This window comes from Ruegeria sp. AF2 (assembly GCF_056542025.1).
In genome coordinates, this window is sequence record NZ_JBQFZC010000001.1 from 1 (window position 1) to 21,438 (window position 21,438).

Consider the following 21,438-nt stretch of genomic DNA (forward strand, 5'->3'; position numbering starts at 1 on the left):
TCGCGTAAAGCGCGATGCCGGGCCCAACAGGAGGAGGCGTTTCGTAAGAAACGTCGACGACTGACGGGAAGGTTTGTGGTTAACCCAGTGCACCTTCGGCAGCAGTCCGCACAGCGCGAATATTGTCGCCATAGACCGACGGGTTTGACACTGACCCGCCTTTAAAAACTGCTGATCCGGCGACCAACACGTCAGCGCCTGCAGCGGCCACCAGAGGCGCTGTTTTGGGATCAACACCGCCGTCGATTTCGATATGCACCGGTCGGTCGCCGATCATCTCGCGCAAACGTTGCACTTTTGCGGTCATGTCGATGAATTTTTGCCCCCCAAAGCCGGGGTTGACGGTCATGACGCACACCAGATCAGTCAGGTCCAACAGATGTTCGACGGCCTCGGCGGGCGTCCCGGGATTCAACGCGATCCCTGCTTTCATTCCCGCAGCGCGTATCGCCTGCAGCGTGCGGTGCGTATGCGGCCCCGCTTCGACGTGCGCGGTCAGCACATCAGCGCCCGCATCGGCATAGGCTTGAATATAAGGATCGACCGGAGTGATCATCAAATGCACATCCATGACGGTCTTAACATGTGGGCGAAACGCTTTGACCGCTGGGGGACCAAAAGTGAGGTTTGGGACAAAGTGGCCGTCCATCACGTCTACATGAACCCAATCCGCCCCTTGCGCTTCGATGGCCTGAATCTCCTGTCCGAAATTTGCGAAATCGGCTGACAGGATCGAGGGAGCGATCTTGATGGAACGGTCAAAGCTCATGACTGGCCTCATGTGGGTGTGCTGTTGCGGTGGCGTATACCCTCGACTCGCGTCAATGCATAGGCCTGACTGCGGTGAATCTGATCGATAGATTCAATATACAAACCCGCCAGTTCAAAGCCTGCTCAGGCGCGATAGAAAAGATATCGATCTGGCGCGATGGTCTCGGGGCCTTCAATCTGAGCAAAACCCGTCAACGGTTGCCCTGAAATCAACAACCCACCGGGTCGCATGACCTGTTTGATCAGAGGGCTGAGGCGCGCCGCTTCCGCAACATCTTCGGACTTGATCCCGCGGCCGAAATCGTAGTGCGCCAGCGCGATTGTTTGGCCTGCGTCCGCCAGTTTACGCAACATCGGCTCGGCCTCACCCTGCAGGAAATCCTGTGCCGGTGGCGTGCTGTCGGGATGACACTGCAAGACGCGATCCATCACCCATATACGCCGAGAGGGCAGGATCTCTCGCAGATGATCATAGGTACGTCCGTTACCTAGCCCCAGGTCCAGAACGTCCCCTTCCATGGTGCCGATCTGTGCGGCGGCCCAGTTTAGCCCATCGCGTTGCGCCGTCAGGCGGCGCAGCATGGAATCCAGTCGGCTCATTCGGGCTCTCCTTGCGAGTTCAGTTGCGTGGTGCGGTCCAGGGTGTGCCCGGTCCATCAAGCAGCCTGTGCAACAGATCCTGTGTAAACGTCCAGATGTCCTGATCATGGACCAGATGATGCGTCAACACCCCAAATGCTTCGGCATTGTCTGCGCGACCGGTGCGTCGGTCATGCAGCAGCTCAACTGTCTGTGCGATCAGTCTGTCAGGGTCGATTAAACCGCGCGTCCCGCGCCAGTCGATTGGATCGAGATGTGTGTTTATCTGCGCGAGGCCGGGCGCTGCGAGCGGTATCTTTCGGGGGGTCGCCGTCGACAGTATCCGATAGCCCAGCCCGTGAAGCTGCATGGCGACTTTGGAGTCGATCCGGTTCCATGGCGGAACAAACATCGGTCGCAGGTGCGCACCAAACAATTCTCGCAACCGGTACAATCCAGCCTCGGCATCTGCAACTACCGCTTCAAGGGGCCGGTGCAGGCGAAATTCGGCTTTCTTCTCGTCCGCAGGCGCGTGGTTCTGATGCGCCCAGCCATGCACAACCGGGATCAAAACAGACTGATCCGACACATACTCTGCCAGCGCCGTCTGCGCCTCACGCGGGATTACCGCCAGATGGACTGGCAGGCCGAGCTCGTCTGACATGGCCGATAGCTTTTCTATCTGTGGTGTCACTGCAACTGCATCGTCATCACGCCACCACAAGGGCAGGGTCAATCCTGCATCCTGCCAGCGCCGCAACTCTGACTGCAAGGGGCGCCAATCAGGCCTCATCGGCTGGCCTCGTACAAGCTCACTGCAATTTCCACCGACCGGCGTGCACCATCAAACCCGTTGGTCATAGGGAGGCGTTCAGCACCCGAAATGACATGCTCAAGCGCATTCGCCAGTGAGTCCGCGTTCAGGTCAGAACTGTTAAGCACCTTGATCCCGTTCAACTGAGACAGAGATCTCGCGCGCAAAGTCTGTTCAACCTCTTTTCCATCATCGAACGGTATCAGAACCGCCGGGGTACCGCTTTGCAGCAGGTCCATGGCCGTGTTGTAACCGCACATGCTGACCGAGGCGGCGGCTAGCGGCAGCATTTGGCGAAAATCAGGGCGGACGGATTCAAGAAGAACCGAGGTACTCTGGGTCATTTGCGAAAGCTGGGAAATCCGTGCTTCTGCATCCTGCCCGCCCACCAACAATCGCCAGCGCCTGTTGGGCATCTTTTGGGCGGCCTCGATGGCCACTTGAAAGATCGGCTGGCCGACCGACCCGCCACCCGCGCTGACCAATATCTCGCCTTGGCCTATGCCATCCGGATGGCTGGGCGCAGCACTTGGGGCGACGAAACCGGTGTAATGAAGGCGCGATGCCAGTTGAGCCGAGACAGGCCAACTGACCTCCAGCTTGGTGATCTTGGGGTCGGAATGGACCAGAACGCCGTCGTAAAACTCTGCGATAACCTCATCCGTTTGGGTTACCTTTGCGGGCTTCGATGGCGGCGCAAGAATGTCACGGATCGAACCAAGGATGACGGGTGGCCGAGGTAGGTCTCGTGCGGCTTTCAACGCAGATTTGAACTCCGCGGCCAAAGAGCGCCGCCCGAACGGATAAAGCTCGGTGATCAGAACCTGCGGCCCGAAGCTGCTTACCGCCTGCGTCAGGGCGTTTGTGCGCGCAGCGAAGTAGGCCAAGTCGGCCACAGCGCCATTCTGATCAAGCAGGCGGGTGAAATCGGTGCCATCAGACCGCAGCGGCGGTAAATTCAGTAATGATAATCCACGTGTGTCAAGCTGAGGCGCAGGCAGGCCACCCGAGACCACAAATACCTCGTGGTCCTGTTCGGCGAATGCGCGCCCCAATGTGAGGGCCCGGCTAAGGTGTCCGGTCCCTAGCAAATGGGTAACAACGATCATCACCTTCATGGTCAAGCCTCACGCGCAATCAATCGAACCGGTTCGGGTTCAGGCCGCATTTCGTCCAGGTCTACGATAAACAGTCTGTTGCGCTTGATCTTAAACGGCGCGGGACCGGAAAAGTTCCAGCCCCAGGCCTTGGCCAATATTACCCTCATGATTCCGATGTGGCAGACAGCAAGATTGTCTCCCTGCAACTCGGTCAACCATGGATTAAGCCTTGCCCATAATTCAGCCGGGCTTTCACCGCCCGGTGGCCGATAATCCCAGCCCCAGTCTTCGATGTGGCGATAACCGCTGTCGGGGATTTCGATCAGTTCGGCACCGCGCCGTCCCTCCCAATCGCCCCAATTCATCTCGGTCAGCGCCTGAGATGTTTTGGGCGCTTTATCCGATACCAACTGCGCTGTTTCAGACGCGCGGCTTAGCGGGCTGGACCAGATTGATGCTGCGTTCCACGGCGATGGCAGGCAATACCCCGCAAGTTCAGCCCGCGCGTCGGCATCCAACGGGATGTCGCTGCGCCCCTGAATGCGACCCGCGCGATTCCAATCCGTGTGTCCATGGCGCAGAAGGGCGAGACGGGTCATCGGTTTTTCTCCAACAATGGGCGCACAGTGGTCCAGAACCGCTCGGTGGCGGATGGCATCAGATGGCGGTGCGCGACATAGGCGCGGGCCCGATTGCCCTCAGACTGGCTCAGGTCGGGATGGTCCAGAAACCTCTGTATACGCGCGGCCAACCCTTTGGCACCCGATCCGACGCCGGGATGATCCGAAGGCATCAGCACATCACGAACACCGGGGCGATCTTGTGCTGCGACGGGAACGCCGCAGGCCTGGGCCTCAAGATAGACCATTCCATAGGCTTCGTTGACCCCGGGCCAAACGAACAAGGACGCCTGGCGGTACTGGACCTTCAACGTGTCCCGATCCAGCTGACCCAGAAACCGGACACGAGGTCCGAACCGCGCCATCAGCGCCTCGACTTCCAATCGGGCCGGGCCATCGCCTACCACGTCCAACGCCCAATCCCCTGTCAGATGTTCCAGCGTGTCGGCCAGAATGGCGTACGAGGCCAGCTTGTCCCCCGGCCGCATCATGCCCACGGTCAGCATCGGCCCATCACGGGTCGAAACAGGGGGCAATTCCGTGATGGGAAGAAACGGAGGCAGTTCCACCAACGCCTGCGTACCGAACCTTTCCCGTTCTAACGTGATCAGGTCGTTGGCAGTGTGGTAGAAAATCACCTGCGCGCTGTCGCACGCGTCATGCGCCGCTTGCGCAAAATCAGCCCATGGGCCTGCAAGCCGGCTGGTGGCGCGGGTACTTTCCAGCTGCACATACGGGATGTCTCTTGCGCGGCTCACGGCCGGGCCGAGCAGATCGGGGGCCTTATAGTAGTTGTGATAAGTCACCCACAGGTTCGTGTCAGAGGGCAGTTCCTCAGCCAGTCGTGCAGCCTCGGTCGTTGCTTTGCGACGTAATTCGTCCTGAAGTGCCCGGTCGCCTGCCTTGTCGTAAATCCGCAATTGCGAGGCCAGCTCAACAATGTCTCCCTGAGCGCCGAGGGCCTGCATCAGGTTGCGGGCCATTTCGCGATCACCCGAGGGCTTGGGACTGTCGGGGGACTTCATCGGTGCATAGAAAGCCACCCGCGCCATCAGGGCTCGTCCGCGCACAAGGCGCTGAGCCGCTCGGACAAGCGACGTATGCCCGGGTCCATCCGGAAGTCGGCGATCAACCGGTTATACGCGGCCTCAGCCATCTCGGCCGTTCTGGTCGGGTTCCGGGCGAGATCCGCAATAGCCGAGGCAAGAGAGGTCGGGTCATCTGCTGACAACTGACCGTGAATACCGGATTCAATGAACTCCGGGATGGCTGACACCGGCGTTGACAGGATCGGGAGGCGCTGGGACGCGGCTTCCATCAAAACATTGGGTAAACCATCGCGGTCGCCGTCGGCAGCAATTCTGCTGGGCAGGACAAACAGATCAGAGCGGCGCATCTCGGCAATGACTTCCGGTTGATCGCAAGCCCCCATCCACGTGATCCGATCGGAAATCCCTGCGGCATCGGCTTGTGCGCTCAACTCATCGCCCAGATTTCCGCCGCCGATATGGGTCCAATGCCAATTCAGCGATCTGGGGAGTAGCGCGAAAGCTTTGAGAAGCCGGTCAAAGCCCTTCTTTTCGACAAGACGCCCGACTGACAGCATGTGAAAGGGTGCATCCTCTGCACGCGAACACTGCTGGGGAGGTGCAGGAAACCGCGACAGGTCCAGCCCATGATAGATCAGTTCTACCCGCGCAGGATCATCAGCCAGTTCGCGCAGATGTGCGGCACCAATGGCAGTACAGGTTGCCCCGAAGATGGCGCCGTGAGAGGCCAGTTGCAGCTTTTCCCGCTTTTCCCAGTCTGGTGAGGTCCAGATATCTTTGGCATGCGCCGAAAAACTCCAGGGCAGGCCGCGCATGATAGACGCATAGCGGGCGACCGAAGACGGTGTGTGCATGAAATGCGCGTATAGCGCCTGCGTTTGATCGGGCAGCTCTGCGGCCAACACGCAAGCCTGGCCAAACCGGCGAATTCGGTTGTGAGTCGGGTCTCGGCGAAGGTCTTGCCGCCAGACCTGGTAAGCTTTCGCGTATCCGGGCAGACGAGCTGCAATGTCTCGCGCAGTCGCCAGCCGCTCAGGCTCTTCATAAAGGTATTCCGGCAGGTAATGCACCTGCCCCTTGAAGCGATCGTGCAGAGGATGGCGCTTGGTATCGGTCGGGTGGCGCAACGACCAGATATCGAAGCTGTGCCCTGCCTCCTGCAAGGCCACCAATTCTTGCGCGATGAACGTCTCGGACAGGCGCGGCCAGCCTTTGACTAGCACCGCCAGCTTGGGGGGTTCGCGCGTCATCCGGTGGCGCGCTCTTGTTCCGCGCCTAGCAGCGCGTTTATGCGATGAGTGACGTAGCTTAGCCCGTCCAACAGCCCTGCGCGAATGGCCTGCGAAGGCAGCGGCTGATGGGGCAAGGCGCGGATCGCGCGGATCATTGCATCCGCTGTCAGACCGTCACGGTTTTCATCCAGCATGCGTACCAGACCCAGATCCTCGGCGCGCGAGGCACGAATCCATTGCTCCAACCGCGGCGTCGTGCGCGGAACAATGACGGCGCGTTTGTCGAAGGACAAAACCTCGCAGAAGGTATTGTACCCGCCCATGCAGACCACACCGGCAGCGCCCGCGAACAGCGTTTCGATCTGCGATTCAAAGCCAACAGCGGTCACACGGCCATTTAGGGCGGCGACACGGGTTTCAAAATCTTCGCGTAGTTCGCCTGACAGGAAGGGCCCATAGACCAGTACAGCGCGGGGTGACAGATCCGGGTCTTTTTCATATGCGGACAGCACCAAATTGACCATCGCCTTGCCATCGCCGCCACCACCAGGGGTGATCAGGATATACGGTTGTTCTGGTGGCTCACCAACCGGCCCAAGATCGCGACGTAGATACCCTGTCCAATGAATGCGCTGTTGCGTCGCCGGGCTGAGGGGAAGGCCTTGTGTAGGATCGTAGACCGATCGCAACCCATATACCCAGATCTCATCATAGAATCGTTCAGTCGCCGAGATCGCGTCCTTACGCTCCCATTCGGCGGCCAGTACTTCGGGCTCATCCAGAACGTCGCGCAGGCCCAGAACCAATTTGGTTGAGCAGGAGTTTTCAAGATACTCAAGCGTCGGCAGCAGCTCACCGCGAAAACCGGTAGGCTCTTTGTCGACGATCAGCACATCGGGGTCGAACTGTTCGACAGATGTCTGGATCAGGCTTGCGCGCAACTCGGTCACATCATCGATGCCCATGCCGATGGTCTGCGAAGCATACGAGCCGTCGGCGCGTTTGGTGACCCCGGGTAGACGGACATGGTCAACGCGACGCGGAAAAGTAAACCGTCCGGCAATGGGTGAACCGGTCAATATGAGGGCCGAAGCGCGTTGATCGGCTTGTGTTATGGCCGCAGCCAACGCGCGTGACCGGCGCAGGTGACCCAGGCCGAACGTGTCGTGACTATATAGCAGGATGCGCGGTGCGCGGCCGTGATTTTCGTTTTTGATCCCTAGGCTCATGCCTTCGCCTGTTTCGGTTCCGGTGCAACTCCGCGCGTCTGCACCTGATTATCGTAATTCTGCCAGACCTTCTTGCCAAAGGCACAGATTCCGCCGTCCAAATGCGCCAAACATTGCGAATTGGCAACAGCATAATGCCACCGCCGGCAACAGGCGCACCTTGCGATATGCAGGCCGATGGTTCTTCATGCACAAGCCAATTCGGAGGCTGGACGCCTTAGGTGGTCATATTCAATTTTTGTTGTCTTGGAAACACTTTATCCCATCCATTGCGTCAGGAACACGGGCTCTCACGATGTTGACACCGCGTGTGCGGATGATTTGAACAGCCTTCTGAGGTTCTATAGTCTTGGACGCAGCTACGAATTGGATGCGATATACGATGAAAATGAATGTTCTGGCCGGGCTGATTTTGGTGATTTGGGCGGCGATGCTGGCCAGTGCAACCGACGCGGTTGCGCAAACTTCGCTTATTCCGGGATACCCAATAGGATCAAGCGATGAAGCCAGTTCTTCAAGCTCTGCCGCTGACAGCGATCTGGCGGCGGCCATTCGATCCGCTTCCGAGGCGGGCGCAAGCGTAATCGTAATCGACAGCGCCGGGCAGGTTGTATCGGCAGCAGGCAATAGCGGTGACGCGACGCCCGAGGCAGATAGCATTGATCACATGGCTGAGGGTTCTCAGCTGATGAAGGCGCAAGAGCGGTTCTCAAAGTTCCGGGATTCCGTGCGCTCGCGGATGGAGGCGCTGCCCTATTCGGTCTTTGAGGTGCAATACATCCTCAGACAGACCAGTCCGGACGGGCGGATCCAGACCTATGTCGAGGTGTTGGTCCTGAACGTGTTGTTCCTTTTGCTGGGGCGTTGGTTGTCGATCGAAATCTACGGCAAGCGCATCGCGAAGCGTTTGGTGGTTGCGCGCATCAAGGAAAACCCGGTCGGCTATCGTGAAAAGATGCCTTTCCTTGTGTATCGTTTCGTGATGGGCATTGGCGGAACGATCTTTGCCATGCTCATGGCGCTGATCGTTGGCTATCTGTTCTTTGGTGAAGCGGAAGACATATCAATCCAGTTTACCGTTACCGCAATCTTTACCGCATTCTTCCTCTCGCGCACCGTCTCGGACTTGTGGCGGATGGTTCTGTCGCCTTACCTCAGCCAGTATCGCTTGCCGCCTTTTTCAGACCGGGACGCCAAGCGCCTGTATGTTTGGGCGTCAGCACTGGCGACCTATGACATCTCGGTTGTTCTGTTCTCGACATGGGTCGCGGATTTTGGGCTGAACTATAACGTATATGCCATGGTCTATGGTAGCCTGACGCTGATCGGGGCGCTGGGCAACATACTGATGATCCTGTTCAATGCACGCGCGATCTCGAACGCTATTCGTGGCGGGCGTGCTCCGGATCAGGTGTCTTGGATACTGAAGTTCATCTCTTTCGCCTGGGCGCCGGTTCTGGTGCTTTATATGGTGTTCAGCTGGTTCAAACTGGCCGTTGATCTGGTGCTTGAGGTTCAGGATTCGATCCCGATCGTGGCCAGCAGCTATGCCATCTTTATGTCCGTTGTCGTGGCCTACGGCGCGATGAACTATCTGCTTGAAAGGTATTTTGATCGCAATCGCAGAATTGAGGTGATGAATGCCGACGCAGAAGCGGCTGAGCAGATCGAGGATGAGCTGGTGGCTGATACGCCGCAGGCCGAAAAGCGCAAACACGCCATTCTGACGTACGAAGACCTTGCCCGTCGTGTGGCAGGCATTCTGGCCTTTGTGGTGGGTCTCTATGCGCTGGTAGTGATCTGGAACCCGCAGGCCAATTGGTCGGATGACTTGCCGATCGAGCGGGCACTGGATGTGATGGTGATCCTGTTTATGGGTTACATTCTGTTTCACTTCTTCCGCGTCTGGATCGATAGCAAGATCGCGGAAGAGACGGATGACGGCGGTGCTGAAGCCGAGCTGGGCGACGAAGGAGGCGAAGGTGGGCAGAGCCGTCTTGCAACTTTGTTGCCTCTGTTCCGCGGGGCCATTCTGGCTGTGGTCGTTGTGACCATCGCGCTGATTGTATTGATGGAACTGGGGATTAATGTCAGCCCGCTGTTTGCCGGTGCAGGTGTTGTGGGTCTGGCCGTTGGTTTCGGGTCGCAAACCTTGGTCCGCGACATCTTCTCGGGTGCGTTCTTCCTGATGGATGATGCTTTCCGCAAGGGTGAATACATCGACATCGGTGATGTAAAGGGGACGGTCGAAAAGATATCGGTCCGGTCCTTCCAACTGCGCCACCACCTTGGTGCGCTCAACACGATCCCGTTTGGAGAGATCAAGGTTCTGACAAACTATTCCCGCGACTGGGTTATCATGAAGCTGCCGTTGCGGGTGACCTATGACACCGATGTCGAAAAAGTGCGGAAGCTGATCAAGAAGCTGGGTCAAGAGCTGCTGAGCGATCCGGTGATTGGTGATAACTTCATCCAGCCGCTGAAATCGCAGGGTGTGATCGAAATGCAGGATTCTGCGATGATTATCCGGGTCAAATTTATGACCAAGCCGGGCGATCAGTGGCTGGTGCGCAAGAAAGTCTATCAGGATATTCGTGAGCTGTTTGCCCGTGAAGGCATCCGGTTTGCGCATCGGGAAGTCACCGTGCGACTGGCGGATGACAAAGAGGCCGAGGACCTGACTCCCAAACAACGCGAGGCTGTCACAGGGGCCGTTCAGGCCGCGATTGACGAAGACTATCTGGACGATATCGGCCCCGGCGGTGGTGATGATCGCTAGGAGGGCTCCCGCCCCTTTGGTTTGCGTCTCTGGCGAGACGTCAACCAAAGCGTTGGGCCGGGCCGCGCGTCCCGCGCGGCGGCAGCTTTAAGCGGTAAGTGACGGCCAAGTGGGCTGCGAAGTTCCCAGTTTGGACGCAGGCAAAGCCCAGTGCATCTTTGCGGATCCAACGGTTAGCGCCGGCTTCAATCGATAGCCGGGCCCCCACCCGGAAGGTTCGAGCGCATCCGCATAATCGACAGGCAGCGACTCGGTAATTTCGTCACCGGGCTCGCTCTTGGCGAGGGTGGCCAGCAATTCGGCGGTGCGCGCCAGCGAGAGCCGGGCATCCATGACGGCCTGACCGGATGCGGCTTCGGCGAGCGCCGAGAGCAGGGCGGCTGCCATCAAGTAGCCAGTTGCGTGATCCAGTGCCTGAACAGGCAACGGAGTTGGCTTGTCGACCCCCGCCCAACCCATCCCTGCATGTGCGATTCCGGAACTCATCTGTACAAGGCTGTCAAAACCGCGGCGCGCTGCCCATGGTCCTTGCCAGCCATAAGCGTCGAGCGTGACTTCAACCCTGTTGGGGGCAAGCTGATCCCGCGTGTTTTTGCCCAGACCGAGTGCGTCCAAAGCGCCGGGCCGATACCCGTGGACAAATATGTCCGCTTGGGCCAGCAGCTCTTGCAGTTTTAATTTTCCATCGGGTGATTTCAGGTTCAGATAGGCGCAGTGCTTGCCGAGAGAAATGTCAGGAATGACGCCAGGTTCATCCCAGCCGGGTGGATCGATCCTCAGGACCTCGGCGCCAAAACCCGCAAGTGTTCGTGTCGAGACTGGCCCGGCCAGAATGCGGGTCAGATCGAGCACACGCAGCCCAGAAAGAGGTCGCGCGGCAGTCGCCTGAGGCCGATCACGTAGTTGAATATTGCGTGGCCCCTGCCATCCGATCAACGGCTCGCGGGCCAATATGCGTCCTTGCGGATGGTCATGCCACTCAGAGCGGCTGCGCATTGCGGCAGCGACGCCGCCCTCGGCGACAATCGCAGCTTCCAGTTCAGAGATGCTCCAATCCCGAACTGCGCGCGATACCAGCGCACGGTCCGGCGCGACTTGCAAAACGTTCAGGGCGGCGGCGCGATGACTGGGCAGGTTGGTGTGCAGCCTGATCCACCCATCAGAGGCCTGATAGTCGCCAGCAATCGCGTCCCAAAGGCTGGGCATATCCCACCCTTCGGGTTTGAAGGAAAAGCCGTACCACAAGGAGGCCAGTCGATGATCTACGGTCACCTCCGGAGGTGTAGGCGCCAGGTTCAAGGCTGTCACAAGGCGCGACAGCTCCTGCCCGACTGCCGCAAAACTGGCCGTCGCCAGTTCCGAGACCGCAAAGGCGCTGGGCCGCGCACCCGCCCCATTGACCCTGTAGGTGTCAGTTGAGGGGAGGGCGGACAGCAAGCTCATTGCTGATAGGGATCAAGGCTGTCGCGCAACCCGTCGCCAAGGAAGTTGAAGGCCAGCACGACGACGATGATTGGCAGCATCGGGATCGCGGTCCATGGATAGATTTCGATTGAGGCGAGGTTCTGCGCATCGTTCAGCATCACGCCCCAACTGACCGCCGGGGCCCGCAGTCCAAGGCCAAGGAAGCTGAGGGCGGTTTCGCCCAGGATCATCGCAGGGATTGAAAGCGTGGCCGAGGCAATCAAATGCGACATGAAATTGGGTAGCAGGTGCTTCCGGATCACACGACCCGAACTTGCGCCCATCATCTCGGCCGCACGTACGTATTCCTCTTCTCTGAGAGACAGGAATTTTGCGCGGACAGATCGGGCAAGGCCTGGCCAATCGAGAATACCGAGGATGATCGAGATGATGAAGAATACCGCGACCGGGCTCCAATTTGATGGCACCGCGGCGGATAAGGCCAGCCAGAGGGGAAGTTCCGGCAGCGAGCGCAGGATTTCGATCACACGGTTGATGGTCCAGTCGATGCGCCCTCCGAAATACCCGGCCATTGATCCGAACAGGATGCCGAGGAAGAAGGATACCGAAATGCCGATCAGGCCCACTGTCAGCGACAGTTGCGCGCCATATAGGATGCGGCTGAATACATCGCGGCCCAGACGGTCCGAGCCCCACAGAAACAGCGTGGCCCCTTCGGGTGCGCAAAACAGGTGCGTATCGGATTTGATCAAGCCTGCGAGTTTGTATTCTGACCCTTCGCAGAAGAACTGGATTGGGCGCGGGTCTTCCGTGTCAGCGACGAATTTCCACTGGAAAGTTTCAAGGTCTGCCTCTGCAACTATTGGATAAACGTAGGGGCCGATGAACTTCCCCTCATGAAACCAGTTGACCGACTGGGGTGGAGCATACAGGTGCTCTCCGTTCCGGTCATTGGGGCCGTAGGGGGCAATAAAGCCCGCAAAAGGCAGCATCAAGTAACAGAGCAGCAAGAAGAGGCCAGAAATCAGACCCAGCTTGTGGGTCCTGAACTTGCGCCAGACCAGCACCCAATTAGGGGCATCGAGATCTGCGCGCTCAAGCTGCTGAATAGAGGCCTGCGGGTCAAATGGCGCGTCGTCGACATAGCGACCATCGGGTTTATCGGTCATGCTTCGCGCCCCTCGTAACGAATGCGCGGATCAAGCATGACCAGCAGGATATCGGAAATCATGGTGCCGATCAGCGTCAGCAGAGCCACGAACATAAGAATGAAGGCCGACAGGAACTGGTCCTGCGTTTTCAAGGCAGTCAGCAGGGTCGGGCCGATTGTTTGCAGACCCAGAACTACCGAGACCAAAACCGACCCGGAAACCATCGAGGGCAGCAGGTTTCCAATGTCGGCGACAAACGGGTTGAAGGCCACGCGCAATGGGTATTTCGTCAGCATCCGCGATGGGGACATGCCCTTGGCGATTGCTGTTTCGACATAAGGTTTCCCTAGTTCATCCAGCATATTGGCGCGCAGGCGCTGCATCATGGCCGAAGCACCCGAGGTTCCGATGACGAAGGTCGGAACGATCAGGTGGACAAGGATGGATTTCAACTTGTCCCAACTCATCGGTTGTCCCTCAAAGGAAGGGTCCATCAGTCCGCCGATGGGCAGGTTGAAATAGCGATGGCCATAGTAGAACAGGATCAGCGCCAACAGGAAGTTCGGGGTCGCAAGACCCAGATAGCCTACAAAGGCCGAGGTATAGTCAATCCACGTCCGTGATCTGGCCGCAGCGATGACCCCCAATGGCAGAGCAACGGCATAGACGAATAGAATGGCGGCCAGATTGACCACAACCGTCAACCACAGCGTATCGCCCACGATCTCGCGCACGGGGCGGTCGAATTCGAAGGACCAGCCATAATTGCCCTGTAACAGGCCCTCGAACCCATGCGGTCCGGGCCAGAAGCCCATCCAGATCAGGTACTGCTCGGGCAACGACCGGTCCAATGAGTATTCCTTGCGCAGAAACTCGGCCTTGGCGACACCGGCGGACTGTCCTGAAGCCTGCAGTTCGGCGATCTGGTTGCTGAGATAGTCGCCGGGGGGCAGGTTGATGATCACGAAAATCAGAACCGACACCACCAGCAATGTCAGCAGCATCGTGAAAAAGCGATACACCGCGTAGCGCAGCATGACCATTTAGCTGCTCCTGAATTAGTCGGCGAAGAAGAACTCGTCGGGACGGTGAATGCCGAAATGTGCGCCGGGTTCCCATGCCCACATGGCCTGCTCAGGCACATTGCGCAGGCGGTTCGACACGACAATAGGCTGCGGTGCGCCGTTCAGGATGCCGATCGCATAAAGCTGGTCGGCGTGAATTTTCAGCATCTCAGACCAGACTGCGCCGCGTTCTTCATCCGTGGAGGCGATTTCCCAATCGTGGGCAAGCTTCATGAGAAGTTCGGCCTCGGGCATGTCTGGTGGTTCGCCCGACCCTCCATTTGTCTGATAGTATTGGCCCCATTTAGGCCATGCCAGAAAGACCTGATCGGTCGGGGCGAGATAGGCCGGCGATGTGTGGCTTTGCGGAATGCCGTCATCCCAGCCGAACCAGACCGACGCCATTGTATTGCCCGAGAAGACCCGGTTGCGCAGAATGTCTCGATCCAATGGTCGCATGACCAGTTCGACTCCGATCTCACGCCAGGTATCCGTGACGATCTGCAGGGCATTTTCAACCTCTTGCCGCTCACCTGCGGTTTCGATGATCAGCTCCATCGGACGCCCGTCGGGCAACAATCGGATACCATCTTTGTCACGCTCGGTCAGCCCAGCCTCATCAAGCAGAGCATTCGCCTTGTCGATGTCATACTGTGCCCAAGCCTGCGCATTCGCTTCGTCGTAGAAGGGCGATGCGGGCAGAACCGACATCGCGCCGGGTTGGGCCAGCTTGAAATAGAGCGCCTGATTGATCGTCTTGCGATCAATGGCGAGCGACAGTGCCCTGCGTACACGTACATCGCGCAGAACCTCGCGCCATGCATCGTCAGTGTAATTCAAATTGGGATAAATCGCGATCTGCGACGCGACGCCTGTTTTCCACAGAAGCGTCTTGTATCCACCTTCAGCCTCGCCCTTTTTCAAGATCGAGGCATCGCGGAATGCCAATCCGCGACCTTGCAAGTCAGTTTCACCCGCATTTGCTTTGGCCGCAACCAAACCCGGTGCGACGATTTCCATTTCGACTACGTCGATATAGGGCAGCTGAACCCCATTTGAATCCACCCGATGGTAATAAGGGTTACGGACAAAGTTGTGCCGGATTTTCTTGCCCGAACTTGCGTTGAGCCATGGCTGCAACGTCGGCAGTTCATGATTGTCGTACTTATATAGATTGTCCAACTTGTTATGCAGCGCCGCCCAGCTTTTTACCCGCGCATCTTCGACCTTGAATGCCAGTTCTTCGGGGTCTGCAAACTTCTCGTGATACTGCTTAAGGAACTCAGACGGTCGATAGATAAAGGGCGGCCGCGCCTGAGCAAGTGATTGCAGGAAATTCGGGTTGGGGTCATCCCATTCGAATACAACTGTTGTTTCGTCGGGGAAGGTGACGGTGGGTGTTTTGCCTTCAACCAGCAGGAAATCTGGTGGGCCTGAAGGGCTGAGCAATTCGTTGTTGGCCACATCCTCCCACCAATACCGGAAGTCTTCGGATGTGAACGCGGATCCGTTTGACCATTTGTGGCCGGGTCGCAGGTTCAAAGTAAATTTGCGATTGTCTTCGTTTTCGAAAGAAGCCAGCAAATCCGGGACGATGTTGTAATCCTGATCGAAGCCCACAAGCCTTGCGTAGCCATAGACCACCATTTGCCGAATGTCTTTGGACCGGGTGACCATCGTGCGCAGTGTACCGCCGGGTACGCCGAATTCGCGACCTTTGGCGGCTAAGTCCACGATCAGCGGATCTTGCGGAATACGTTCAGCAACCGGTGGCAGGTCGCCGCTTTCAACCTCGGTTTGCCAGAACGCGTTTTCCTGAAGATTAGACGGAATTTCTGCCACAGCGGGCAGCATTCCTGCGATGGCCAGCGACGCGGCCAGAATCAATCGGTGAGTGGTCTTAAACATGGCAACGTACCTTATGGCCGGGCTCCAACTCTACCAAAGAAGGTATCACGGAGTCGGAAAATCGAAAGGCGTCATCCCAACTGTCGGGAGAACCGGCACCTAACGCAACCAGTTTCAGATCAATCGGGCGATTGATATCTGGTTCCGGCTGGGCGGCAATCAGTGCCTTGGTATAGGGATGACGTGGATTGTAGAACAGAGTTTCGGGTGGGGCTTGTTCCACCACAAGACCCCGGCGCATGACGGCGACCTCGTCGGCAATGCGTGCGACGACGGCCAGATCATGCGAGATGAACAGGTAAGACAGGTTCAGACTGTCCTGCAGTTCTTCGAGCAGGGTTAAAATTTGCTCTTGAACGGATACATCCAGCGCCGAGGTTGGCTCGTCACAAACAATCAGCGCCGGGTCCAGCATCATAGCGCGGGCGATAGATAGGCGCTGTCGTTGTCCACCAGAAAACGCATGCGGATAGCGTTTGAGCATATCGGCATTCAGCCCGACCCGCTGCAACATCGCGGCCGCTTTGTCGCGCTGCTCTGCCACGGTGCCGAGGCGGTGTATCTCCAACGGCTCGGTCATGGCATCCTGAATGCGCATACGGGGGCTAAGAGAGCTATAGGGATCCTGAAACACCATTTGCGCCTTGCGCTGAAACGCGGTGCGTTCGGTCCGTGTCATACTGTGAACCGTTATCGGTTCGGAATCCCTTGTTGTTCTGAACAGAACTTCGCCGCCCGGGTCGGGCAGTTCAGCGCCCAGAGCGATTCTGGCGGCGGTTGTCTTGCCAGATCCGCTTTCGCCAACGATTGCAAGCGTCTTGCCGCGCGCCAGCTTCATATCTACGCCCCGGCAGGCATGGATCAGTTTGTCGGCTTTCCAACCTTTGCTCGATCGCATCGTGTAGGTCTTTGAGACCCCGGTCATCTGCAGAATTAGGTCCTCATCGGGCATCGGTATGCCGACGGCATCCTGATCGGGTATCTCAGGCGCAGCGTCGAACAGCTGCTGCGTATAGGGGTGCGCCGGATCGTTCAGAATTGGTGCTGCCGGGCCAGCTTCCATCACGCGGCCTTTGTGCATGACGACCACCCGCTCGGCCATGTTAGCAACTACACCCAGGTCATGGGTGACAAGGATCAGCGCCATACCGGTCTCGCGCTGCAGCTCTTTGATCAGCCCAAGAACCTGCGCTTGGGTGGTAACATCCAGCGCTGTTGTCGGCTCGTCCGCGATGAGCAATTCAGGCTTGGACACCATGGCCATGGCAATCATGGCACGCTGGCGCATGCCGCCGGACAGCTCGAACGGATAGCTGTCGTAGGCGCGGGCAGGGTCGGGGAAACCAACCCTCTCAAACTGGGTCAGAACTTCTTTGCGGGCCTGTGCATCGGATGCGCCGCGATGCAACCAAAGAACTTCGCTGACCTGATTTCCGATTTTGTGAAGCGGTGACAGAGATCGCATCGGTTCCTGAAAAATCATAGAAACCCGATTGCCGCGAATACCGCGCATCTGTCTTTCACTCAGTTCGATCAGATTAGCGGTGCCTTTGGAATCGTTCAGCGTGATCGTTCCGCTACGGATCTGGGCGGTACGCGGCAGAATACGCAGTGCAGCGCGACAGGAAATCGTTTTGCCCGAACCGGATTCTCCAACCAATGCAAGTGTCTGCCCGGGTTCGACCTCGAAGCTGACATCTTGGACAACGGATGGACCCGTGCCAAAGCCAATGCTGAGATCCCGAACGGACAACAACGCACTCATGCGGGTTTTCCACCCGTCTGGCCGCTAAAAAACATCGGCTTTGTGAACTCCCTGTCTTTTTTGAGCAGTTTCGCGCGGTTGGGGCGGCGTAGTCAAACACCTTCTTCACCCGAATTGTCGCGGAATCGTGAAACTCGGGCCGTATGGCTACACAAAGTCTTGAGTTTTTGCCATCAAAGGCGCAATCGCCCCCCGACTGGTGTCGAATGATTTTGAAAGAGGTGCCCCGTGTCCGAGCAACAAAGCCGATTGGATCTGTTCATTGACCGAATGGTCTCGCAACGTGCTTGTCTGGACTTTGCCATCGCGCAGACCACGGGGCAGCCCGGTCCGGTTTTTGAGCTGGGATTGGGAAATGGGCGCACATATCACCACATGGTTAAGCACATTCAGGACCGTCCTGTTTATGTTTTTGAACGGGCCGTTGCGTCTCATCCCGATTCGACACCGCCCGATGATCTGGTGATTCTCGGTGATGTGCGCGAAACATTGCCTGCTTCGGTTACGCGATTTGGCGCGTCAGCCAGTCTGATCCATGCCGATCTTGGGGGACACAACCGGCAAAAGAATGATGCTTTTGCCCGCCTCGTCTCACCTTTGATCGAACCGCTTCTGGCGCGGGATGGACTGATGGTTTCCAGCGATCGTATGTATTTCGAAACACTGACCGAAGTGCCGCTGCCTGCAGGCGCGGTGGAGGGACGTTGTTTCATCTACCGGCGTTGATCTGCCGTAGGGTCACTGTGTGATCCGACTCGCGCTGTAGTACCGGGCCGGTCTAACGTCTGAGGCGTGAAGCTTTGGAGGGGACCGTCAAAAATGCTGTTCTACGATTGTTCAACCGCGCCAAGCCCGCGCCGTGCCCGGATGTTTATTGCGGAAAAGGGGCTGGAGATTGAAACCCGCCATATCTCAATCGCCAAGGGTGAACAGTTTAGTGATGCCTTCCGGACCGTGAACCCCGGTGCAACGATTCCTGTGCTTGTTACGGATGAAGGTACCACGCTCACAGAAAATCTTGGCATCGCCGCCTATCTCGAGGCGCGCTTTCCGGAACCTGCCTTGATGGGGCAAACGCCGGATGAAAAAGGCGAAATTCTGATGTGGAATGCCATCGCCGAACAACAATGTGGCGCACCAATCGCGGAAACATTGCGCAACACCCATCCTTCGTTCAAAGATCGCGCGATTACCGGGCCTGCAAGCCACGCGCAAATCCCTGAACTAGCGCAGCGGGGGGCTGAGCGGGTGCGTGCCTTCTTCGATTTGCTTGAGGCCCGTCTGCAAGTGAGCGGTTTCGTTGCGGGTGACATGTTTTCACTGGCCGATATCACCACATTTGTGTTTGTCGATTTCGCACGTGTCATCAAGATGCGTATCCCAGAAGAGAACACGGCCACACGCGCCTGGTTTGATGCCGTTCAGACACGCCCGAGCGCCCGGCTTTAAGCTGATCCGGGTGCTGTCCCTCGAACTGTACAGAAATGTCTAGACAGAAGTGAACAGTGCCTCTAGCGTCCTCTGCGAGTCATGCAGGGGAGCGCAGGATGGAATCTCAGTATCGTGTCGTAGTCATCGGTGGCGGCGTTGTCGGCGCCTCGGTTCTGTACCATCTCGCCAAGTTTGGCTGGTCAGATGTGGTCATGCTGGAAAGGCGGCGTTTGGCCTCGGGGTCTTCGTGGCACGCGGCGGGCGGTATCCATGCGTTGAACGCCGATCCGAACATGGCATCACTTCAGGCCTACACGATCGATCTGCTCAGCGAGATCGAAAAAGAATCGGGCCAAAATATCGGCCTGCACATGACCGGTGGACTGACGCTGGCAGGCACGCCCGAACGGTGGGAGTGGCTGCAGGCCAACTACCGCATTTTCCAGTCCATCGGCATTGACGACTGTGAGTTGTTGTCGCCAGAGGAGGCGCAGAAACGCTGCCCGATCATGTCCACCGACGGCGTGCTGGGCGCAATGTGGGCGGATCGCGAAGGTTACATCGATACAACCGGTACGGTTCAGGCTTATGCAACAGCGGCCAAGAAACGCGGCGCGGAATACTACGAAGAAACCAAGGTCGAAAGCCTGACGCAGACTGCGGATGGTTGGGAAGTTGTGACCGACAAAGGCACTATCACTTGTGAACATGTGGTCAACGCCGCTGGCCTCTGGGCCAAACAGGTGGGGCGCATGGCCGGAGTGGAGCTGCCGGTTTCGCCGCTGAAACACCACTATCTGATCACCGATACGGTGCCTGAGGTGGCTGAGACAGATTTCGAGATGCCGATGACCGTGGACCTCGAAGGTTTCACCTATATGCGGCAGGACCAGAAGGGCGTTTTGGTTGGTATTTACGAGGTCGATCACGAGCACTGGGCCATGGACGGCGCGCCATGGAACTATGGCGAAGAGCTGTTTCAGGAACAGCTGGACCGGATCGAGAACGAGCTGACGCTGGGCTTTGAACGGTACCCGTCGATCCAGAATGTTGGCATCAAAACATGGGTGAACGGCGCGTTCACCTTCTCACCCGATGGTAACCCGCTGGTCGGTCCGGTCCCAGGCAAGCGCGGTTATTGGTCAGCTTGTGCTGTGATGGCCGGATTCCTGCAGGGTGGCGGCGTTGGTAAGACACTGGCCGAATGGATGATCCATGGCGAGCCTGAGGCCGACGCATGGCCTATGGACGTGGCGCGCTATGGCGATTTCGCTCAGAACAAACGCTACATCCGCGAAACAACCGGTCAGTTCTATTCCCGTCGTTTCGTGATGACCTACCCGAACGAGCAACTGCCCGCAGGTCGCCCGCTGAAGATGGCCCCAGCCCATGATGCAATGACCGAGGCGGGGTGCAAATGGGGCGTCAGCTGGGATCTGGAAGTACCGCTTTACTTTGCGCCCAAGGGCTTTGAAGAGACGCCGACGCTGAAACGCTCGAACGCGCACGACATCGTAGCTGAGGAGTGCAAAACCATCCGCGAAGGCGTGGGACTACTGGATATCTCGGGCTTTTCGCGCTTCGAGGTCACAGGGCCAAATGCCGAGGCTTGGCTGGACAGGATCATGGCGTCGAAACTGCCTGCACCGGGGCGTGCCAAGCTGGCTCCAATGCTGGGTGAAAACGGTCGCCTCAAGGGTGATCTGACCGTGCTGAACTGGGGCGACGGGACCTGGTGGATCATGGGCAGCTATTATCTGCGCGCATGGCATATGCGCTGGTTCAATGATCACATGATGGACGCCGTGAATATCCGCGATCTGGGCGAGGAATATTGCGGTTTTGCCGTGGTTGGGCCGAAATCGCAGGCTGTGGTCGAGAAACTGGCAGAACAGGATATCTCAGGCCTGAAATTCATGGGCTGCGGCGACTTTGATATCGGTCTGGTGCGTGCCCGTGTGGCGCGTATGTCGGTGACGGGCGAAAAAGGGTATGAGATAAACTGCCGCTATGGCGACCACATCAAACTGCGCCGGATGCTGCTTGAGGCTGGGGCCGGGGACGGTATCCGCGAATGCGGATTCAACGCGATGCTGTCGACGCGGCTTGAGAAGAGCTTTGGTATCTGGTCTGCAGAATTCACTCAGCTTTACACGCCAGGCATGACCGGAATGGATCGCTGGATCGACTGGAACAAGGATTTCGTTGGCAAAGAGGCTGCGCTGGCTGAACGCGATGGCAACGGTCCGGCGCAAGTTCAAGTGACGCTTGAGGTTGATGCGCTGGACGCAGATGCCAGTGGGTATGAACCGATCTGGGCTGGGGATGAGCGCGTTGGATTTGTGACTTCGGGTGGCTATGGCCACTACACGGGCAAGTCGCTGGCCATGGCTTTGGTCGACCGCGACAAGGCTGAACCAGGCACCGAGTTGTCGGTGCATGTGGTCGGTGTCGAACGCCCGGCCCGCGTGATTGCGCCGTCGCCCTATGACCCGCTTGGCAAAGCGATGCGAGGTTGACC

At 57.9% G+C, this 21,438-nt stretch carries 17 protein-coding genes; 4 read left to right on the plus strand and 13 right to left on the minus strand.

Features of this window, described 5'->3' with window-relative positions; genetic code table 11:
* Window positions 1–79: 79 nt before the first annotated feature.
* The 8 genes from rpe to ACR0NM_RS00040 form a co-directional block, all read right to left on the minus strand.
* Window positions 80–769 carry a ribulose-phosphate 3-epimerase gene (gene rpe / locus ACR0NM_RS00005; RefSeq protein WP_480612639.1) on the minus strand — a complete coding sequence of 230 codons (690 nt, stop codon included), beginning with the start codon at window positions 767–769 and terminating at the stop codon, window positions 80–82.
* A 125-nt stretch (window positions 770–894) separates the two neighbouring features.
* The gene (locus tag ACR0NM_RS00010; RefSeq protein WP_170397683.1) at window positions 895–1,371 is read right to left on the minus strand and encodes a class I SAM-dependent methyltransferase; all 477 of its coding nucleotides are present in this window, start codon (window positions 1,369–1,371) and stop codon (window positions 895–897) included.
* Window positions 1,372–1,390: 19 nt separating this feature from the next.
* Window positions 1,391–2,143, minus strand: a complete 753-nt coding sequence (locus ACR0NM_RS00015; protein WP_480612641.1) for a polysaccharide deacetylase family protein — start codon at window positions 2,141–2,143, stop codon at window positions 1,391–1,393.
* Window positions 2,140–3,282: a glycosyltransferase family protein gene (locus tag ACR0NM_RS00020; RefSeq protein ID WP_480612643.1), complete on the minus strand. Its 1,143-nt coding sequence runs from the start codon at window positions 3,280–3,282 to the stop codon at window positions 2,140–2,142. Before ACR0NM_RS00020 ends, ACR0NM_RS00015 begins: the two co-directional genes overlap by 4 nt.
* 2 nt (window positions 3,283–3,284) lie before the next feature.
* Window positions 3,285–3,863 (minus strand): histidine phosphatase family protein, encoded by a 579-nt coding sequence (locus ACR0NM_RS00025; RefSeq protein ID WP_170636477.1) that lies wholly within the window; start codon window positions 3,861–3,863, stop codon window positions 3,285–3,287.
* The gene (locus ACR0NM_RS00030; protein WP_480612645.1) at window positions 3,860–4,936 is read right to left on the minus strand and encodes a glycosyltransferase family 4 protein; all 1,077 of its coding nucleotides are present in this window, start codon (window positions 4,934–4,936) and stop codon (window positions 3,860–3,862) included. The genes ACR0NM_RS00025 and ACR0NM_RS00030 overlap by 4 nt, the downstream gene beginning before the upstream one ends.
* Entirely contained in the window at window positions 4,936–6,183 is a 1,248-nt protein-coding gene (locus tag ACR0NM_RS00035; protein ID WP_480612647.1) for a glycosyltransferase family 4 protein, read from the minus strand. Before ACR0NM_RS00035 ends, ACR0NM_RS00030 begins: the two co-directional genes overlap by 1 nt.
* On the minus strand, window positions 6,180–7,394 hold the full coding sequence (locus tag ACR0NM_RS00040; RefSeq protein WP_170424455.1) for a hypothetical protein: 1,215 nt from the start codon (window positions 7,392–7,394) through the stop codon (window positions 6,180–6,182). Before ACR0NM_RS00040 ends, ACR0NM_RS00035 begins: the two co-directional genes overlap by 4 nt.
* A 382-nt stretch (window positions 7,395–7,776) precedes the next feature.
* On the opposite strand from ACR0NM_RS00040, the gene ACR0NM_RS00045 reads away from it, so the two are divergent.
* Window positions 7,777–10,173, plus strand: coding sequence for a mechanosensitive ion channel family protein (locus ACR0NM_RS00045; protein ID WP_480612649.1), 2,397 nt, complete (start codon window positions 7,777–7,779; stop codon window positions 10,171–10,173).
* A gap of 87 nt (window positions 10,174–10,260) precedes the next feature.
* Here ACR0NM_RS00045 and ACR0NM_RS00050 read toward each other — a convergent pair whose 3' ends face one another.
* Genes ACR0NM_RS00050 through ACR0NM_RS00070 form a run of 5 tightly spaced genes read right to left on the minus strand, consistent with a single transcriptional unit; the run spans window position 10,261 to window position 17,486 of the window.
* Window positions 10,261–11,616: a CoA transferase gene (locus tag ACR0NM_RS00050; protein ID WP_170424451.1), complete on the minus strand. Its 1,356-nt coding sequence runs from the start codon at window positions 11,614–11,616 to the stop codon at window positions 10,261–10,263.
* Window positions 11,613–12,767 (minus strand): ABC transporter permease, encoded by a 1,155-nt coding sequence (locus ACR0NM_RS00055; RefSeq protein WP_170424449.1) that lies wholly within the window; start codon window positions 12,765–12,767, stop codon window positions 11,613–11,615. Before ACR0NM_RS00055 ends, ACR0NM_RS00050 begins: the two co-directional genes overlap by 4 nt.
* Entirely contained in the window at window positions 12,764–13,792 is a 1,029-nt protein-coding gene (locus tag ACR0NM_RS00060; RefSeq protein ID WP_170397654.1) for an ABC transporter permease, read from the minus strand. Before ACR0NM_RS00060 ends, ACR0NM_RS00055 begins: the two co-directional genes overlap by 4 nt.
* 15 nt (window positions 13,793–13,807) lie before the next feature.
* On the minus strand, window positions 13,808–15,721 hold the full coding sequence (locus ACR0NM_RS00065) for an ABC transporter substrate-binding protein (RefSeq protein ID WP_170818128.1): 1,914 nt from the start codon (window positions 15,719–15,721) through the stop codon (window positions 13,808–13,810).
* Window positions 15,714–17,486, minus strand: a complete 1,773-nt coding sequence (locus tag ACR0NM_RS00070) for an ABC transporter ATP-binding protein (RefSeq protein WP_170397648.1) — start codon at window positions 17,484–17,486, stop codon at window positions 15,714–15,716. The genes ACR0NM_RS00065 and ACR0NM_RS00070 overlap by 8 nt, the downstream gene beginning before the upstream one ends.
* A gap of 228 nt (window positions 17,487–17,714) precedes the next feature.
* Between ACR0NM_RS00070 and ACR0NM_RS00075 the strand changes: the two genes are divergently transcribed.
* The 3 genes from ACR0NM_RS00075 to ACR0NM_RS00085 all read left to right on the plus strand — a co-directional run bounded on the left by ACR0NM_RS00075 (window position 17,715) and on the right by ACR0NM_RS00085 (window position 21,436).
* On the plus strand, window positions 17,715–18,212 hold the full coding sequence (locus ACR0NM_RS00075) for a class I SAM-dependent methyltransferase (RefSeq protein WP_170397645.1): 498 nt from the start codon (window positions 17,715–17,717) through the stop codon (window positions 18,210–18,212).
* 93 nt (window positions 18,213–18,305) lie between these two features.
* Window positions 18,306–18,935 (plus strand): glutathione S-transferase family protein, encoded by a 630-nt coding sequence (locus ACR0NM_RS00080; RefSeq protein ID WP_480612651.1) that lies wholly within the window; start codon window positions 18,306–18,308, stop codon window positions 18,933–18,935.
* A 98-nt stretch (window positions 18,936–19,033) separates the two neighbouring features.
* Entirely contained in the window at window positions 19,034–21,436 is a 2,403-nt protein-coding gene (locus ACR0NM_RS00085) for a GcvT family protein (RefSeq protein WP_480612653.1), read from the plus strand.
* Window positions 21,437–21,438 lie beyond the last annotated feature (2 nt).

Coding starts and splice junctions, on each gene's coding strand:
- rpe (WP_480612639.1), bottom strand. CDS start 769: ATGAGCTTTGACCGTTCCATCAAGATCGCTCCCTCGATCCTGTCAGCC.
- ACR0NM_RS00010 (WP_170397683.1), bottom strand. CDS start 1,371: ATGAGCCGACTGGATTCCATGCTGCGCCGCCTGACGGCGCAACGCGAT.
- ACR0NM_RS00015 (WP_480612641.1), bottom strand. CDS start 2,143: ATGAGGCCTGATTGGCGCCCCTTGCAGTCAGAGTTGCGGCGCTGGCAG.
- ACR0NM_RS00020 (WP_480612643.1), bottom strand. CDS start 3,282: ATGAAGGTGATGATCGTTGTTACCCATTTGCTAGGGACCGGACACCTT.
- ACR0NM_RS00025 (WP_170636477.1), bottom strand. CDS start 3,863: ATGACCCGTCTCGCCCTTCTGCGCCATGGACACACGGATTGGAATCGC.
- ACR0NM_RS00030 (WP_480612645.1), bottom strand. CDS start 4,936: ATGGCGCGGGTGGCTTTCTATGCACCGATGAAGTCCCCCGACAGTCCC.
- ACR0NM_RS00035 (WP_480612647.1), bottom strand. CDS start 6,183: ATGACGCGCGAACCCCCCAAGCTGGCGGTGCTAGTCAAAGGCTGGCCG.
- ACR0NM_RS00040 (WP_170424455.1), bottom strand. CDS start 7,394: ATGAGCCTAGGGATCAAAAACGAAAATCACGGCCGCGCACCGCGCATC.
- ACR0NM_RS00045 (WP_480612649.1), top strand. CDS start 7,777: ATGAAAATGAATGTTCTGGCCGGGCTGATTTTGGTGATTTGGGCGGCG.
- ACR0NM_RS00050 (WP_170424451.1), bottom strand. CDS start 11,616: ATGAGCTTGCTGTCCGCCCTCCCCTCAACTGACACCTACAGGGTCAAT.
- ACR0NM_RS00055 (WP_170424449.1), bottom strand. CDS start 12,767: ATGACCGATAAACCCGATGGTCGCTATGTCGACGACGCGCCATTTGAC.
- ACR0NM_RS00060 (WP_170397654.1), bottom strand. CDS start 13,792: ATGGTCATGCTGCGCTACGCGGTGTATCGCTTTTTCACGATGCTGCTG.
- ACR0NM_RS00065 (WP_170818128.1), bottom strand. CDS start 15,721: ATGTTTAAGACCACTCACCGATTGATTCTGGCCGCGTCGCTGGCCATC.
- ACR0NM_RS00070 (WP_170397648.1), bottom strand. CDS start 17,486: ATGAGTGCGTTGTTGTCCGTTCGGGATCTCAGCATTGGCTTTGGCACG.
- ACR0NM_RS00080 (WP_480612651.1), top strand. CDS start 18,306: ATGCTGTTCTACGATTGTTCAACCGCGCCAAGCCCGCGCCGTGCCCGG.
- ACR0NM_RS00085 (WP_480612653.1), top strand. CDS start 19,034: ATGGAATCTCAGTATCGTGTCGTAGTCATCGGTGGCGGCGTTGTCGGC.